The sequence below is a fragment of the uncultured Piscinibacter sp. genome, from assembly GCF_937952055.1.
Lineage (GTDB): Bacteria > Pseudomonadota > Gammaproteobacteria > Burkholderiales > Burkholderiaceae_C > Piscinibacter.
The window spans coordinates 16,880-31,603 of record NZ_CALFYO010000006.1 but is presented as its reverse complement, the minus strand read 5'-3'; the positions used below and the strand labels follow the sequence as shown (position 1 = coordinate 31,603).

16 protein-coding genes are annotated in these 14,724 nt (G+C 73.0%); 4 read left to right on the top strand and 12 right to left on the bottom strand.

The window, feature by feature from the left end; all coding sequences use genetic code 11:
• Positions 1-7 precede the first annotated feature (7 nt).
• The 4 genes from Q0599_RS01485 to Q0599_RS01470 are packed head-to-tail and all read left to right on the top strand — an operon-like array spanning position 8 to position 3,889.
• Positions 8-631 (top strand): SCO family protein, encoded by a 624-nt coding sequence (locus tag Q0599_RS01485; RefSeq protein ID WP_298824647.1) that lies wholly within the window; start codon positions 8-10, stop codon positions 629-631.
• Position 632: 1 nt separating this feature from the next.
• Positions 633-1,247: an SCO family protein gene (locus Q0599_RS01480; protein WP_298824644.1), complete on the top strand. Its 615-nt coding sequence runs from the start codon at positions 633-635 to the stop codon at positions 1,245-1,247.
• A gap of 3 nt (positions 1,248-1,250) precedes the next feature.
• Complete coding sequence (locus Q0599_RS01475) at positions 1,251-2,834, top strand: ABC transporter substrate-binding protein (protein ID WP_298824641.1); 1,584 nt, start codon at positions 1,251-1,253, stop codon at positions 2,832-2,834.
• Complete coding sequence (locus Q0599_RS01470; RefSeq protein ID WP_298824638.1) at positions 2,831-3,889, top strand: peptidylprolyl isomerase; 1,059 nt, start codon at positions 2,831-2,833, stop codon at positions 3,887-3,889. Before Q0599_RS01475 ends, Q0599_RS01470 begins: the two co-directional genes overlap by 4 nt.
• A gap of 63 nt (positions 3,890-3,952) precedes the next feature.
• Here the strand turns inward: Q0599_RS01470 and Q0599_RS01465 are convergent, their stop codons facing one another.
• The 12 genes from Q0599_RS01465 to Q0599_RS01410 form a co-directional block, all read right to left on the bottom strand.
• The gene (locus Q0599_RS01465) at positions 3,953-4,438 is read right to left on the bottom strand and encodes a hypothetical protein (RefSeq protein ID WP_298824635.1); all 486 of its coding nucleotides are present in this window, start codon (positions 4,436-4,438) and stop codon (positions 3,953-3,955) included.
• A 335-nt stretch (positions 4,439-4,773) separates the two neighbouring features.
• Complete coding sequence (locus tag Q0599_RS01460) at positions 4,774-5,181, bottom strand: hypothetical protein (protein ID WP_298824633.1); 408 nt, start codon at positions 5,179-5,181, stop codon at positions 4,774-4,776.
• 233 nt (positions 5,182-5,414) lie between these two features.
• Positions 5,415-5,948, bottom strand: a complete 534-nt coding sequence (locus Q0599_RS01455; protein WP_298824631.1) for a type II secretion system protein — start codon at positions 5,946-5,948, stop codon at positions 5,415-5,417.
• Complete coding sequence (locus Q0599_RS01450) at positions 5,935-6,318, bottom strand: type II secretion system protein (protein WP_298824630.1); 384 nt, start codon at positions 6,316-6,318, stop codon at positions 5,935-5,937. The genes Q0599_RS01455 and Q0599_RS01450 overlap by 14 nt, the downstream gene beginning before the upstream one ends.
• On the bottom strand, positions 6,318-6,803 hold the full coding sequence (locus Q0599_RS01445; RefSeq protein ID WP_298824627.1) for a type II secretion system protein: 486 nt from the start codon (positions 6,801-6,803) through the stop codon (positions 6,318-6,320). The genes Q0599_RS01450 and Q0599_RS01445 overlap by 1 nt, the downstream gene beginning before the upstream one ends.
• Positions 6,800-9,076 (bottom strand): secretin and TonB N-terminal domain-containing protein, encoded by a 2,277-nt coding sequence (locus tag Q0599_RS01440; RefSeq protein ID WP_298824625.1) that lies wholly within the window; start codon positions 9,074-9,076, stop codon positions 6,800-6,802. The genes Q0599_RS01445 and Q0599_RS01440 overlap by 4 nt, the downstream gene beginning before the upstream one ends.
• A gap of 6 nt (positions 9,077-9,082) precedes the next feature.
• Positions 9,083-9,631, bottom strand: coding sequence for a hypothetical protein (locus tag Q0599_RS01435; RefSeq protein ID WP_298824624.1), 549 nt, complete (start codon positions 9,629-9,631; stop codon positions 9,083-9,085).
• Positions 9,628-10,161 (bottom strand): hypothetical protein, encoded by a 534-nt coding sequence (locus Q0599_RS01430; protein WP_298824622.1) that lies wholly within the window; start codon positions 10,159-10,161, stop codon positions 9,628-9,630. The genes Q0599_RS01435 and Q0599_RS01430 overlap by 4 nt, the downstream gene beginning before the upstream one ends.
• Entirely contained in the window at positions 10,158-10,670 is a 513-nt protein-coding gene (locus Q0599_RS01425) for a hypothetical protein (protein WP_298824620.1), read from the bottom strand. Before Q0599_RS01425 ends, Q0599_RS01430 begins: the two co-directional genes overlap by 4 nt.
• On the bottom strand, positions 10,667-11,464 hold the full coding sequence (locus Q0599_RS01420) for a hypothetical protein (protein WP_298824617.1): 798 nt from the start codon (positions 11,462-11,464) through the stop codon (positions 10,667-10,669). The genes Q0599_RS01425 and Q0599_RS01420 overlap by 4 nt, the downstream gene beginning before the upstream one ends.
• Positions 11,445-13,145, bottom strand: a complete 1,701-nt coding sequence (locus Q0599_RS01415) for a GspE/PulE family protein (protein WP_298824614.1) — start codon at positions 13,143-13,145, stop codon at positions 11,445-11,447. Before Q0599_RS01415 ends, Q0599_RS01420 begins: the two co-directional genes overlap by 20 nt.
• Positions 13,146-13,346: 201 nt before the next feature.
• Complete coding sequence (locus tag Q0599_RS01410) at positions 13,347-14,711, bottom strand: UDP-glucose/GDP-mannose dehydrogenase family protein (protein WP_298824612.1); 1,365 nt, start codon at positions 14,709-14,711, stop codon at positions 13,347-13,349.
• Between the last annotated feature and the right edge of the window lie 13 nt (positions 14,712-14,724).

The following is a 14,724-nucleotide window of genomic DNA, read 5'->3' as shown; positions in this document are numbered from 1 at the left end:
AACGTCCATGCACCGACCGATCCGCCGCCGCACTGCCGTGCCCCGCCTGCTGCTGGCCCTCTGCGCGGCGCTGACCGGCATCGCGGCGGCGCACGAGATGCACCAGCACCACGAGGCGCCGCCGCCCGGCGCGGTGACGGTGCGCGGCCTGGACACCAAGCTGGTCGACCAGGACGGGCGCGCGCTGAACCTGCAGCGGGAGGTGATCGGCTCGCGCATCGTGGTGGTCGACTTCGTCTACACCACCTGCACCACGGTCTGCCCGCTGGCCTCGGCGATCTTCGCCGATCTGCAGACGCAGCTCGGCGAGCGCGTCGGCCGCGACGTCGTGCTGGTCACGATCACCGTCGACCCGGTGCGGGACACGCCGCAGAAGCTGAAGGCCTACGCGGCGAAGTTCGGCGCCGGCCCCGGCTGGAGCTGGATGACCGGCTCGCCGGTGGCGGTCAACGAGGTGCTCAAGGGCCTGGGCGCCTACACGCCGGACTTCACCCAGCACCCGCAGATGATGCTGGTGGGCGACGGCCGAAGCGGCGGCTGGACGCGCTTCTCGGGCCTGCCGGATCCGAAGAAGCTGGCCGAGCATGTGCGCCGCCTCGACCAGCAGCGCAGCGCGCGCGCCGGAGGCTGAGATGGCGACGCGCCGACATCTGTTCCTCGCGGCGGCCCTGGCCGCCTTCGCGGCGCTGCCGCTGGCGGCATCCGCCCAGGACGCCGCGGCGCGCGAGGCGAAAGCGCGCGGCTACTTCACCGACACCGTGCTGCAGGCGCAGGACGGCCGCTCGCTGCGCTTCTTCTCCGACGTGCTGAAGGACCGCGTGGTGCTGGTGAACTTCGTGTTCACCGAGTGCGGCGACTCCTGCCCGCTGATCACGCACAAGCTGCTGCAGGCGCGGCAACTGCTGGGCGCGCAGGCGAGCGAGGTGCGCTACGTCTCGGTCACCATCGACCCGGAGCGCGAAACGCCGCAGACCATGGCCGCCTTCGCGCGCAAGCACGGCGCCGTCGACCCGCAGTGGCTGTGGCTCAGCGGCACCAAGGCGAACATCGACCTGGTGACCAAGCGGCTCGGCGCCTACACCGATACGCGCGAGGAGCACTTCACCGGCCTGATCGTCGGCAACCTGCGCACCGACCGCTGGGTGAAGATCCGTCCCGACGCGCCGCCGGCGGTGATCGCCGAGCAATTGCGCCGCGTCGGCGAGCTCGACGCGCGGGTCGGTGCCGTCGCGCCCCGCGCACCCTGACCGATGACCGCCCGGGCGCGCCTGGGTCGCGGGCTCGCGCTGCTGGCGTGTGGTGCGCTGTCGCTGGCGGCCGCAGCCGTCGAGCTCACGGCGCAGGAACGCGCCGGGCAGCGCCTCTACCGCGAAGGCATGGGCGCCAGCGGCCACGAGGTGAGTGCGCGCGTTGGCGCCGTGAACATGCCGGTGCCCGGGCGCGTGGTGCCGTGCGCCAACTGCCATGGCCGCGACGGCCTGGGGCGCCCCGAGGGCGGCCTGCTGCCGCCGGTGATCACCTGGTCGGAGCTGACCAAGGCCTATGGCCACCGTCACGACAGCGGCCGCAGCCATCCGCCCTTCGACGAGCGCAGCCTGCTGCGCGCGGTGACGCAGGGCCTCGACCCGGCCGGCCAGGCGCTGGACCCCGGCATGCCGCGCTACGCGCTCGGCCGCGAGGACCAGGACAACCTGGTCGCCTACCTGAAGCGGCTGGAGCACGACCACGATCCGGGCGTCGCGGCCGGCGCGCTGCGCCTGGGCACGCTGCTGCCGCTGTCCGGACCGCAGGCCGACAGCGGCACGATGGCGCGGCGCGTGCTGGACGCCTACCTGGCCGACCTCAACGAAGGCGGCGGGCTGTACGGCCGCCGGCTCGAACTGGTGGCGGTCGACGCCGCCGCGCCGCGCGAGGAGCTCGCCAGGCGCTGGAACGAGATGCTGGCCGGCGGCGACGTGCTGGCGCTGCTCGCGCCGATGACGCCGGGTGCCGAAGCCGAACTGCTGCCGCTGGCGGAAGCGCAGCGCGTGCCGGTGGTCGGTCCGCTCGGGGCGGGCGCGGTGCCGGCCGAAGGCAACCCGCGCTACACCTTCTTCGTGCAGGCCGGCCTGCGCGAGCTGGTGCGCACGCTGGCCGTGTACGCCACGCAGGCGGCGCCCGGCGTGCCGCTGCTGCTGGTGGCACCCGACGATGCCGCCCACGAGCCGCTGGCCGCAGCGCTGCGGCAGCAATGCGAGCGCGTGCGCTGTGCCGCGCTGGCTGCGCACCGCCCGGCGAGCGGCCGCTTCGATGCCGAGGCGGCGCTGGCGGCGCTGGCGGCGAGCCGCGCCGGGGTGGTGGTCTTCCTCGCCGGCGAGGCCGAGCTCGAGGCCTTCCTGCGCGCTGCCGACGCGCGTGGCCGCCACCCGACCGTGCTGCTGCCCGGCGCGCTCGGCGCGCGCGCCGCGGTGCGCGCGCCGGCCGGCTTCGCGGGGCGCATCCTGCTCGCCTACCCGTCGGCGCCGGGCGAGGCGCTGCGTGCCGGCAGCCGCTTCGAGGCCTTCCGCACCCGGCACGCGCTGCCCTCCGCCGGGCTCGCCACGCAGGTGGCGGCCTACGCTGCCGCGGCGCTGCTCGCCGAGGGCGTGCGCCGCAGCGGCCGCGCGCTGGGCCGCGAGCGGCTGGTCGAGAGCCTGGAGGCGCTGCGCGACTTCCGCACCGACGCCGTGCCGCCGCTGAGCTACGGCCCGGACCGCCGCATCGGCGCGCTCGGCGGCCACATCGTCGCCGTCGACGCCGCCAGCGCCGGCGCCACCCGTTTCCGCACGGTCAGCGCATGGCAGCCGCTCGAGTGAACCGCCTCCGCCCGCTGCGCGGGCTGGGCGCCTGCGTGCTGGTGACGCTGGCGCTGCTGCCGGCGCTCAGCCCTGCGCAGGTGCAGGCCTACGGCGCGGCGGCACGTGTCAACGGCCAGCCGATCGGCAACGAGCAGCTGGAGCGCAGCTTCGAGGAGTACCTGCGCGAGCGGCAGATCAACATCGGCGCGCTGCGCAGTCCGCAGCGCGCGAAGACGCTCAAGCGCGAGGCGCTGGACCTGCTGATCGATCAGGAACTGCTGTGGCAGGAGGCGCAGCGCGGCGCCACGCTGGCGACGGACCAGGAGGTGCAGGCGGCGATCGAGAAGATCCGCGCCGGCTTCTCGTCGCCGGAGGCGTTCAGCGGGCGGCTGCGCGCCGAAGGCTACACGGACGAGTCCTACGCCGCGCACATGCGCCGGTTGCTTTCGGCGCGCAAGGTGCTGGAGGGGGCGTCGGCCGGCGTGTCGGTGGGCGAGCGCGAGATCCACGAGTTCTACCAGCGCCACGAGGCCGACTTCCTGCGCCCCGAGCAGCGCCGGCTGCGCCACCTCTACCTGCCCTTCACGGCGGAGATGGACGAGGCGGGCCGCGCCCAGGCGCGCGCCAGCATCGCCGCGCTGCGCGAGCGCGCCCGCGCCGATGGCGGCGACTTCGCGGCGCTGGCGCGCGAGCACTCGCGCGGCGCGTCGGCGGCCCAGGGCGGCGACATCGGCTTCGTGCAGCGCGAGGAGCTGGCGGCGCCGCTGGCCGAGGCGGCGTTCGCGCTCGCCGAGGGCGAGGTGTCCCAGGTGGTCGAGCTGCCCGACGGCCTGCACCTGCTGAAGGTCGAGCAGCGCATTGCCGCGCAGCGCGTGCCCGAGTCCGAGTCGCGCGAGCGCATCCGCACCCACCTGCTGGCCGTGCAGGGCCAGCAGGCGCGCGAGGCGCTGCTCGCGCGGCTGCGCGAACAGGCGCGCATCGAGGTGCTGGCGCCGCTGCCGGCGGTGGGCAAGGAGTCGGACGAAAGCTTCTCGCCGGCGAAGCGGGCGCGCAACGCCGGCGCCGCGCGCTGAAACAACAGGGCCCCGCCGCGGCGGGGCCCTGTCGTCCCAAGACGTCTGCAGGAAGCGCGTCGCTCAGAGCCCCATGATGCAGGACTGCACCTGGGTGATCGCGGTGCGGATCTGGCCATAGCCAGGGTCGATCAGCTTGGCCGAGCCGGCCCAGCCGTCCAGGCGAGAGATCAGCTTCGTGGTCGTGCTGCCCGCGTCGGCGACCTTGCCCTGTTCGAGCTTGGAGTCGATCGACGACAGCGTGTTGTAGACGCTGCACTCGTTCTGCGTCATCGGGCCCGCCTCGTACACCGTCATGCTGACCTTGGCGCGCGGGCCGGTCACGACCTTCACCGCGCAGTTGTCGACATCCTTGTTGCCGAGGAACGAGTCGCCGTTGTCCTCGGTCGCCGCCCAGGCGCCGGTGGTCGGTTCCAGCGGCTTCGCGAGCAGCGAATTGAAGCCGATCAGGTCACGGCAACTGGTCTGTGCCTGGACGCTGCCCACGGCGGCGGACAGGGCGACGAGCACGGCGGCGGCAGCGGCGGTGCGTTTCGAACGAGTTTCCATCGAACATTCCCTCCGGAGGATGCCGGCGATTTCGAGGTGCCGGCGGTGGTTGAGCCTGGACCCTGCTGCACCGCATACCCCCTACGGTGCACGATGTAAATGTGCGACTGGCACATATCTTCGTCCACTGCTCATCCCCGGGGGTACGGCCACGCATTCCCGGGGGGGTACTGGACTGGCCGTTCGACGAGGAACCGCGGCACGGGACGCGCAGCGCACCGCCTGCGCGCGCCGCTTCCGGGACGCGCAAAAACCAAGGGCCCCGCCGAAGCGGGGCCCTTGGTTCCCAACGACCGGAGCGTTCAGTCAGTCCGCGGAGGTCGGATGCGCATCGATCAGATGGTGTTGTCGACGCACTCCTTTGCGAGGGCGGCCGCTTCCATGATGCCGTCGGCGCTGACGAGCTTCGGCTTGGCGGCGCTGGCCAGTGTGTCCGCCTTGTCGTGGATGTCCTGCAGCTTGACGCTCGCGTCGGCCAGCTTCTTCGCGCGGACCTTTTGCGCCGCTTCGCTCAGCTTGCCGAGCATGCCGGTCCGGTCGCGTCCGTTCGTGAACTCGCCGGCGTAGATCTCCGCCTCCAGGTAGTCGAACTGCGCGCCGATGTAGGACACCACCGGCCCGCCCGACGTGGTGATGACGCATTGCTTCGCCAGCTTGTCGTCGCCGCCGTAACTGCCGGCCTGCGCCGACATCGCGGCGACCACGCCGATCGCGGCCAGAGCCGCCTTCATTGCCTTTGCCATTTCCGTATCTCTCCGATGACGCGCCGGGAGCCGGAAGGGTCCGGATCGGCGCAGATTGATGACCCAACTTCACCGCTCTGCATACGCTGCGGTGTATGCAGCGTGCCCAGTAAATGTGCGCCAAACACTTTGCCCCGTCCATCACCTGAACCCGGGGCCAGTCGGGTTTCGTGACTTCCTTCCAGTGGTGAAATGCCGCACCCGAACGAGTGCCTGGTAACAGGGTGTAGACGTCAGCGCGTAAGTGGGCTAGCGGGTTTCCAGCCCGCCGGCGGCGCCGGCGCGGTCTGCTCGCGCACCTGGAACACCCAGTCCGCGTGTCGCGCGGCGCCCTCGAAGTCGGCCTCGTCGGGGGCGAAGCCGGCCGTCTTCATCGGCGCGGCCTGCGACAGGCTGTGCACGCCGAGGATGCCGCCGTCGGCGGCAAGCACCAGGCCCCACTCGTCGCGACCGGTCACCGGGTCGACGGGGATGCGGCGCAGGTGCCGGCGCACGCCGGGCAGCCGCGGGTCGCGTAGCAGGTCTTCCAGCGCCGGCGGGAACTGCCGCTTGCCGCCCACCGGCAGGCGCCGGTAGGCGTCGATGGCGCGGCGCAGTTCGCGGCCGGCCTCGAGCAGCTCGCGCTCGCGCTCGCGGCGCTCGGCGGTCTGCCACAGCGTGCCCAGCGCCACGGCGCCGGTGGAGGTCACGACGACGAGCAGCAGCACCACGAAGTAGGTGAAGCCGCCTTCGCGGCGCGCGCGGCAGGGGCGCTCACCAGCTCGCATAGGCCGTGCCGTCGCGGGCCGCGCCGGCCGCGCCGCTCTTCACGTCGTAGACCGAGCCCAGGTCACGGTCCGCCGGCGGCTCGATCACCCAGGTCTCGCTGCTCTCGGTGAGCGGATCGGCGGGCACGCGCCGTATGTAGCGCTGCGCGACCAGCTCCTCCAGCGAGGCGGGGTAGCGGCCGGTGTCGGCGAAGTGCTTGTCGATGGCATCGCGCATCACCGCGAGGTCCTGGCGCAGCGCGGCCTCGCGCGCCAGGTCGACGCTGCGGAAGTAGCGCGGCGCCGCGATCGACAGCAGCAGGCTGACCACCGCCATCACGACGAGCAGCTCGATGAGGGTGAAGCCGCGGCGGCGGCACGCGCTGCGCATCACCACTCCCGGTAGGGCCGGCCGTTGAGGCCCTGGCCCGGCGCGAGCGAATAGACGTCGTAGACGTCGCGGCCCTCGCTGGGCGCATCGTGCGGGCTGTCGTAGCTGCGCAGGCCCCAGGTGAGCTCGGCGGGCAGCGCCGCGTCGCGCACGAGCGGATCGCGCGGCAGGCGGCGCAGGAAATGGATGCGCCGCCGCTCCGCGCTGCGCGCGTCGTCGACGCCCTCGACCAGCACCTGCAGCGTCGGCGGGTAGCCCGACGCATCGGCCTGGCGGTCGATGCGGCCTTCGTCGCCGGCGCGCTTGTAGGCGTCGATCGCCTGGCGGATCTCGCGCAGCGCGGCACGCAGCTCCTGCTCCTGGCTGCGCCGCGCCGCGAGCTCGGCCACCGGCAGGGCCATGGTCGCGAGCAGCGAGACGATGGCCACCGTGACCAGCAGCTCGATCAGTGTGAAGCCGCGCGCAGCCACGGCCGGCCGCCTCATCGCGCCACCGCGAGCTGGTGCGGCGGCGACGGCTGCGTGCCGAGCATGCGGTTGCCCGGCCCGACCGGCGACACCGCCACCGCCTGCACCTGCGTGGAGGCCTGGCTGTCGAGCACCTTGAAGGTGACGGCCATCAGGTCGCCCTCGCCGGACGCGCCGCCGCCGACGCGCGCGAAGCGCGCCCTCAGCACCCCGGCCTGCGTGTCGACGCGGTGGTTCACCGCCGTGGGCGCGCCTCCGCCCTTCATGAAGCTGCCCTCGGCGAAGCGCACGAAGGCGAGCGAGGCGGGGTCGTAGGTGACCTGCACGGCGGCGCCGGCCAGCGGCTGCGCGGTGCGCGCGTTGAGCACCAGGGTGATCTCCTCGCCGACGCGGCCCTGCGCCGGCCCCGACCAGGCGAGCGACACGCCTTCGGCCGGGGCGGCCGCCGCCGGCGACCGCGCGGCCGCGCCGGACGGCGCGGAGGCCCCCGGCAGCGCCGGGGCTGCCGCGCCGACGCCGGACAGCGTGCGCGCGAACAGCGGCGCGCTGCGCAGCGCGCCTTCGGTGCCCGACCAGAACTCGGTGAGCTGCGCCTCGACGTGACGCACGTTGCGCACCAGCCGCGGCGTGATGGCGAGCACGATCTCGGTCTTCTGCTTGTCGGTCTGGTGGCTGCCGAACAGGTGGCTGAGCACCGGCATCTCGCCGATGCCGGGCACGCGGTTGGCCGAGCGGCGCTCGTCGTCGCGGATCAGGCCCATCAGCACCTGCGTCTCGCCGTCCTGCAGGCGCAGCACGGTGTTGGCATTGCGCGTGCCGACGCGGTAGGCGACGCTGCCGTTCGCCGTGGTGGTCTTCTCGCCCAGCGTGCTGACCTCGAGCGCGACCTTGATGTCGACGTCGTCGTCGAGGTGCACGTTGGGCTCGACCTCCAGCTTGAGGCCGACGTCGAGGTAGGTGATGGTCTCGGCGCTGAGCACGTTGCCGGTGGCCACCGTGGTCTGGCCGGAGATCACCGGCACGCGGTCGCCGATCTGGATGCGCGCCTTCTCGCGGTTCTTCACGCGGATGCGCGGGCTGGCGAGGATGTTGCTGTCGCCGTCGGTGGCCTTCAGGTTGAGGGTCGCCGTCGGGCTGTTCACCGCGATGCGGCTCGAGTTGATGCCGCGCAGGTCCCTGAGCACGAACGGCGTGCCGGTGATGTCGACGACGCCGAAGCCGAACTGGTCGGTCCACTTGACGCCCAGCTCGGACAGCCGCGAGTGCGTCACCTCGAGCACCTCGACCTCGAGCACCACCTCGGGCTCGGCCAGGTCGTGCGCGGCGATCAGCTTCTCGGCCAGGCGGATCGCCTCCGGCGTGTCGCGCATGACCAGCAGGTTGAGCTTCTCGTCGATGAAGACGTCCTTCGTCTTGAGCATCGTCTTGACGAGGTTGAGCGTCTGCTTCGCGTCGGCGTTCTCCAGGTAGAAGTTGCGGATCATCAGCTCCTGGTACTCGCGCAGCTTCTGCGCCGTCGCCGGGTAGACCAGGATGGTGTTCTCCGAGACGACCTTCTTCTCGAGCTGGTTGGTCATCAGCAGCAGGTCGATGGCGTCCTCGACCGAGACCTGGTTGGCGTAGATGGTGGTCTTGGCGTCGCTCTTCACGTCCTTGTCGAACACGAAGTTGATGCCGGTCGAGCGCGACAGCGCGCTGATCGCGCTGCGCAGGCTGGCGTCGCGGAACTCCAGCGTGACCGGCTTCTGCTGGCGCGCCTTCAGCGCCGGGCCGGCGAGCGTCTCGCGCTGGCGCTGCTCCTCGAGCTGGCGTATCAGTGTGCGGGCCTCGCGCTGCGCCGGGTTCTCGCGCAGCACGGCGCGGGCAAGCGCCAGGGCGCCGTCGCGGTCGCCGGCGGCGAGCAGCCCTTGCGCCTGGCGTGCCAGGTCGACATGGCGCCGCTGCGCCGCCACCGCCTCCAGCCCGGCGCGCGCACGCGGATGGTCGGGCTGCAGCTTGACCACGCGCTCGAACTGCGCCTGCGCCTCGTCGATCTGTCCGGCGGCGAGATGGCCCTGCGCGATGGCGAGCAGGCGGCCGATCACCTGCTCCTGCCGGCCGAGCCACTCGGCGCGCAGCGCGACATTGCCCGGCCGCTCGCGCGACGCTTCGGCAAGCGTCGCCAGGCCTTCCTCGTAGCGCCCCTGGTCGAGCAGTGCGAGCGCCTGCTGGCGGCGCGTGTCGGTGGCGCAGCCGGCCAGCAGCGAGAGCGCGAGGGCCAGGGCCAGCGTGGTGTGCGAGCGAAGGTGCATCGGCATTCAGTCCCGGAAGCGGATCGTCTGCCGCGTGTCCAGCGGCAGGTAGAGGAACTCCAGCTCGTTGCCGCGCGGCCCGACGAGCTGGTACTCGGTGCCGATCGCCGCGCCCGCCCGCAGCGTCAGCACCTGCGCGCCGTGCTCGAGGTAGTAGACCGGCTCCTGCCCCTCCTCGGCGAGCGTGCCGACGTAGACGAAGGGCAGCGGTGGCGCGGTCGGCTCGGGTGGGGCCGCCGGCGGCGGCGGAGGCGGTGGCGGCGGCGCCGGCGGAGGCGGCGGCTGCCACGAGTGGCCGGCGAACAGGTCGGCGGACGGCGGCGCCACCGGGGCCACCGGCTCCGGACGGCGCAGCAGGTCGAGCGACAGGTGGGCCGGGGCGGACGCCGTCTCCGTCTGGCGCGGCGCGGCGACGGGCGGTGAAGGCGCTTCGGGAACCGCCACGGCCGGGGCGTCGCCGGCGGCACCGTCGCCTTCGCCCAGCACCACGCCGGCCGTGGCGGCCAGCACCACGCCGGCCGCGGCGATCCAGTGGCTGCGCAGCGGCGCCCTCACGTGCCCGCCTCCGGCAGGAAGAGCGTCAGGTGCACCTGCGCGTCGACCTCCTGTTCGTCGATGCGCCGGCGTTCGAACGAGACCTGGTCCAGTGCCGCGTTGGGCAGCGTCTGCAGCGCGGCCGAGACGAAGGTGCGCAGCGCGGGGTAGCTGCCGCGCACCGGCAGCACGATCTGGTAGCGGCGCAGCCGGCCGTCGCGTTCGTGCAGCAGGCGGTACTCGCCCTGGCGCAGCGTGATGCCGGTGGCGCGCGCGACCACGTGCAGCCGGGCGAGGTGGTCGGGCAGGCTGCCGCGGTCGACATGCCGGTAGAAGGACTGCAGCTCGCGCGCCGCGGTCTCGGTGGCGCTGTCGCCGCGGCTCGGCGCCACGGCGAGGCGCACGGTGTCGGCGTCCAGCACGTCGGCGCGTGCCTGCAGCGGCGGCAGCACGGCCAGCTGCAGCGCCGCGGCCAGGCCGAGCAGCGCCAGCGCCAGCGTCGCCAGCCAGACTTCGGCGTACTGCCGCAGCAGCCAGGCCAGGCGCGTCATGGCTGCACCTTCCAGCTCGCCGCGATGGTGAAGTTCAGCGGCCGGCGCGGGTCGTCGACGCGCATCTCGTGACGCACCAGGTGCACGTCGGTCAGCGGTCCCGGCTCGCTGAGCCGAGCGACATAGGTCAGCACGGCCAGGAAATCGAGCGCCTCGCCGGTGATCGACAGCTCGCGCTTGCGCACGTCGGGCTCGATGGCGAGCAGGGCCACCCGCTCGTAGGCCGCCGACTCGACGGTGCGGAACAGATCGTCCCAGGGCAGGGCGAGCCGCTGCACCACCTGCTCGGCGGTGCGCAGCTCGCGGACCAGCGCCGGGTCCAGGCGTGCCTGCGCTGCCGCCGCCAGGCGTCCGGGGCGCAAGGGTTGCGCGGCCTGATCGATGCGGTCGCGCAGCTCGGCGGCGCGCGACAGGCCGTCCAGCGACAGCACCACGCCGACGAGCAGCAGCAGCCACACCGCCAGGCGCACGCGCCGGCGCGGGAGCAGGTCGAGGTCGAGCGGCTTCATGTGGCGTGGGCGAAGAGGGCCAGCGCCGGGTCGGCGCGGCGCGCGGCCGGCGGGCGCAGCGCGCGGTAGGCCTGGCCGTCGCGCAGCGGCTCGGCGCGGCCCGAGGCGTCGAACAGGTACACCGGCATGTCGGCGGCGAGGCCGTGCACGGCGATCTGGCGTTCCACCAGCGCCTCGTTCCAGCCGCTGCCGACGCGGCTGACCTGCACCGCGTTCCAGTGCCCGCCGCGCACCACGGCGCAGCCCAGGCAGCCGGGCTCCAGCACCAGCAGGCAGGCGTCGCCGGCGAGTTCGCGGCGGAACTGGTTGAACGCCGGCATCAGCATCGGCTGCACCGCGTCGAGGCGCAGCGACGCGCCTTCGGCCGCGCCATGCAGCGCGGCGATGAGTTCCCGGTCCACCGCGCAGACCAGCGCGGGTGCGCCGAAGGCACAGGGCGCGAGCTTCACGTGCCAGCCTTCGGCGATCTCGCCGTAGGTCTCGCGCAGCAGGTGGCGCGCCAGCGCCTCGCGTTCGGCCGTGCCGGTCATGCCGTCGTGCCACGGCAGCACGAGGTAGCGCACGAAGTGGTTGGACAGCACCACGCGCAGGCCGCCGCGCCGCGCGCTGCGTCCGCCGAGCCACTCGCGCAGGCTGGCCAGGGCCGGCGCCCAGCGCGGCCCCGACGTCGACGGGCTGCACGGCAGCGAGGCGCGCTCGGCCGGCTGCGCCGACCAGCCGGGGGCCCACACGGCGGCGTTCAAGCCGGTCGGCGACAGGGCGGCATACAGGCGGTCAGACCAGCGCAGTGACACGATTGATCTCCTGCAGGGTGGTAACGCCCTGGCGCACCAGGTCGACGGCGGCTTCGCGCATCAGCCGCGTGCCGCGGCCGAGCGCGAGCTGGCGGATCGCGCGCACCGACTCGCGGCGGGCGATCAGCTCGCGCATCTCCTCGTCGAGCACGAGCAGCTCGGCCACCGCACGCCGGCCGCGGTAGCCCGAGCCGCGGCAATGGCCGCAGCCCAGGCCCTGGCGGAAGCGGAAGCCGCGCACCGCCGACGGGTCCAGCCCCGAGGCGAGCAGCAGCTCGCGTGGCGGCTTCTTGCGCTGCGCGCAGTGCTCGCAGACCATGCGCACCAGTCGCTGCGCGACGATGCCGTTGGTCGCGGCGGCGAAGCTGAACGAGTCCACGCCCATCGTGCCGATGCGGCCGATGACGTCGAACACGCTGTTCGCATGCACGGTGGTGAGCACCAGGTGGCCGGTCAGCGCGGCCTGCACGGCGATCTGCGCGGTCTCGGCGTCGCGCACCTCGCCGACGAGGATCTTGTCGGGGTCGTGGCGCAGGATCGAGCGCAGACCGCGGGCGAAGGTCAGGCCCTTCTTCTCGTTGACCGGGATCTGCAGCACGCCCGGAAGCTGGTACTCCACCGGGTCCTCGATGGTGATGATCTTGTCCTGGCCGAGGTTGATCTCGGTGACGGCGGCGTACAGCGTGGTGGTCTTGCCGCTGCCCGTCGGGCCGGTGACCAGCAGCATGCCGTAGGGCATCGCCGAGAGCGCGCGGATGCTGCGCATCACGTCGGCGTCCAGGCCGAGCAGGTCCAGCCGCAGCCCGCGCACCTGGTCGGCCAGCGAGCGCTTGTCGAGCACGCGCAGCACCGCGTCCTCGCCGTGGATGCTGGGCATCACCGAGACGCGGAAGTCGACCGGGCGGTCCTGGAACGAGAGCTGGAAGCGCCCGTCCTGCGGGATGCGTCGCTCGGCGATGTCGAGCTCGCTCATCACCTTGATGCGCGACAGCACCTGGTCGGCCAGCTCGGCGCCGCGCGGACGAGCCGCGGGGGTGAGCACGCCGTCGAGCCGGTACTTGATGACCAGGCCCTCCGGATCGGTCTCGAAGTGGATGTCGCTGGCGCCCGACTTGAGGGCGTCGTAGAGCGTCGAGTGCACCAGCCGCACGACCGGGCTCTCGTCGTCGTTGATGGACGCCAGCGAGAGCTGCGCCAGGCCTGCGGCGCGATGCGCCTCGTCGCCGCCTTCGGACAGCGCCTCGACGCCGTCGAGTGCGCGCGTCAGGTCCTCCTGGCGGCGCAGGTAGGCGGCGATCGCCTTGGGGTGCGCCAGCCACCAGGTCCAGGGCTCGCGCACGCGCTCCTCGATCGCGGCCATCGTGTCCACCGCGAAGGGGTCGCCGATCACGATGGCGAGGTCGCCGCCCGCCAGGCGCACCGGCACGCAGCCGCGCTGCGCGGCCTCGGGCAGCGGCAGTTCGTCGAAGTCCGGGCTCAGGTCGCGCAGTTCCTGCATGCCGAGCACCGGGTAGGACAGCGACTGGCCGAGCACGCGCACGAAGGCGTCCTCGTCCAGCGCCGCCTGTTCCTCGAGCACCTCGAGCAGGCTGCGCCCGCTGCGGGCGGCCTCGTCCCGGCCGCGCGCGAAATCTGCCGGCTGGAGCGGGGGAAGGGACGATGTGAGTACAACAGGATTCATGAACCCGCCACCAATGCACGGAAGCCTCCCATGCGGAGGTCCTTGGTCCACTGTAGCGAGAACGGGGCCTCGCGCCGGCTCGTGCGGCAAAACGCCGCGGCTGCGGCGGAGGCGGCCCCCGCCCTGCGGGGGTGGACGCGCGCAGGCGCGCGCCGGCGGCGCCCTGGGGCGCCGGCCGCGGCGCGCGTCGGGCCGCGTGCGTCAGGCTGCCAGGGCCAGCGGCACCTCCGCCGGCACCTCCGGCGCAGCGCGTCCGATCGGCTGGTAGTCGAAGCCGGCCTCGCGCATCATCGCCGGGTCGAACAGGTTGCGCCCGTCGACGACGACGGGCTGGCGCATCAGCGCGGCCATGCGCTCAAGGTCAGGGCTGCGGTAGGCCTTCCACTCGGTCACCACGAGCAGTGCGTCGACCCCCTCGAGCGCCTGCATCGGCGTGTCGGCGAAGGCCAGCGCCGGCAGGTCGGCGAACACCTTGCGCGCCGCCGGCATGGCCTGCGGGTCGTGCGCGGTGATGCGCGCGCCGCGTTTGGCCAGCTCGGCCACGAGCACGCGGCTGGGCGCCTCGCGCAGGTCGTCGGTGTCGGGCTTGAACGCCAGCCCCCAGAGCGCGAAGTGGCGGCCCGTGAGGTCCTCGCCGAAGCGCTGCACGATGCGCTCGACGAGCACGCGCTTCTGCCGCTCGTTGGCGCGCTCCACCGCGCCGAGCACGTGCAGCGGCTCGCCGACCTCGGCGGCGCTGTGCACCAGCGCCTTCACGTCCTTGGGGAAGCAGGAGCCGCCGTAGCCGCAGCCGGCATAGAGGAACTGCGCGCCGATGCGCGGGTCGCTGCCGATGCCGCGGCGCACCTGCTCGATGTCGGCGCCGAGCTTCTCGGCCAGCAGCGCCATCTCGTTCATGAAGCTGATGCGCGTGGCCAGCATCGCGTTGGCGGCGTACTTGGTCAGCTCGGCCGAGCGCAGGTCCATCAGGATCAGCTTGTCGCGCTGGCGCTGGAAGGGCGCGTACAGCGCCTGCATCAGGTAGCGGGCACGCAGGTCGTCGGCGCCGACGATGATGCGGTCCGGGCGCATGAAGTCCTCCACCGCCGCCCCCTCCTTGAGGAACTCGGGATTGGAGACCACGCTGAAGGGCACGCTCACGCCGCGTGCCGCCTGCGCCGCGCCGATCGCCTCGCGCACCGCGTCGGCGGTGCCCACCGGCACGGTGCTCTTGTCGATGACGCACTTGTAGTCGGTCATGTGCTCGCCGATCGCGCAGGCGGCGGCCAGCACGTGCCGCATGTCGGCGGCGCCGTCCTCGTCGGGAGGCGTGCCCACGGCGATGAACTGCAGGGTGCCGAAGCGCACGCCCTCGCGCACGTCGGTGCCGAAGTGCAGCCGGCCCTGGGCGACGTTGCGCATCACGATCTCTTTCAGACCCGGCTCGAAGATCGGGATCTCGCCCTGCGCCAGGCGCGCGATCTTCTCGGCGTCGACGTCGATGCACAGCACGTCGTTGCCCATCTCGGCAAAGCAGGCACCAGTCACCAGGCCCACGTAGCCTGTTCCCACGACGGTCAGTTTCATGGTTTCTCCTTCG

Coding starts and splice junctions, on each gene's coding strand:
- Q0599_RS01485 (WP_298824647.1), top strand. CDS start 8: ATGCACCGACCGATCCGCCGCCGCACTGCCGTGCCCCGCCTGCTGCTG.
- Q0599_RS01480 (WP_298824644.1), top strand. CDS start 633: ATGGCGACGCGCCGACATCTGTTCCTCGCGGCGGCCCTGGCCGCCTTC.
- Q0599_RS01475 (WP_298824641.1), top strand. CDS start 1,251: ATGACCGCCCGGGCGCGCCTGGGTCGCGGGCTCGCGCTGCTGGCGTGT.
- Q0599_RS01465 (WP_298824635.1), bottom strand. CDS start 4,438: ATGGAAACTCGTTCGAAACGCACCGCCGCTGCCGCCGCCGTGCTCGTC.
- Q0599_RS01460 (WP_298824633.1), bottom strand. CDS start 5,181: ATGGCAAAGGCAATGAAGGCGGCTCTGGCCGCGATCGGCGTGGTCGCC.
- Q0599_RS01455 (WP_298824631.1), bottom strand. CDS start 5,948: ATGCGAGCTGGTGAGCGCCCCTGCCGCGCGCGCCGCGAAGGCGGCTTC.
- Q0599_RS01450 (WP_298824630.1), bottom strand. CDS start 6,318: ATGCGCAGCGCGTGCCGCCGCCGCGGCTTCACCCTCATCGAGCTGCTC.
- Q0599_RS01445 (WP_298824627.1), bottom strand. CDS start 6,803: ATGAGGCGGCCGGCCGTGGCTGCGCGCGGCTTCACACTGATCGAGCTG.
- Q0599_RS01440 (WP_298824625.1), bottom strand. CDS start 9,076: ATGCACCTTCGCTCGCACACCACGCTGGCCCTGGCCCTCGCGCTCTCG.
- Q0599_RS01430 (WP_298824622.1), bottom strand. CDS start 10,161: ATGACGCGCCTGGCCTGGCTGCTGCGGCAGTACGCCGAAGTCTGGCTG.
- Q0599_RS01425 (WP_298824620.1), bottom strand. CDS start 10,670: ATGAAGCCGCTCGACCTCGACCTGCTCCCGCGCCGGCGCGTGCGCCTG.
- Q0599_RS01415 (WP_298824614.1), bottom strand. CDS start 13,145: ATGAATCCTGTTGTACTCACATCGTCCCTTCCCCCGCTCCAGCCGGCA.
- Q0599_RS01410 (WP_298824612.1), bottom strand. CDS start 14,711: ATGAAACTGACCGTCGTGGGAACAGGCTACGTGGGCCTGGTGACTGGT.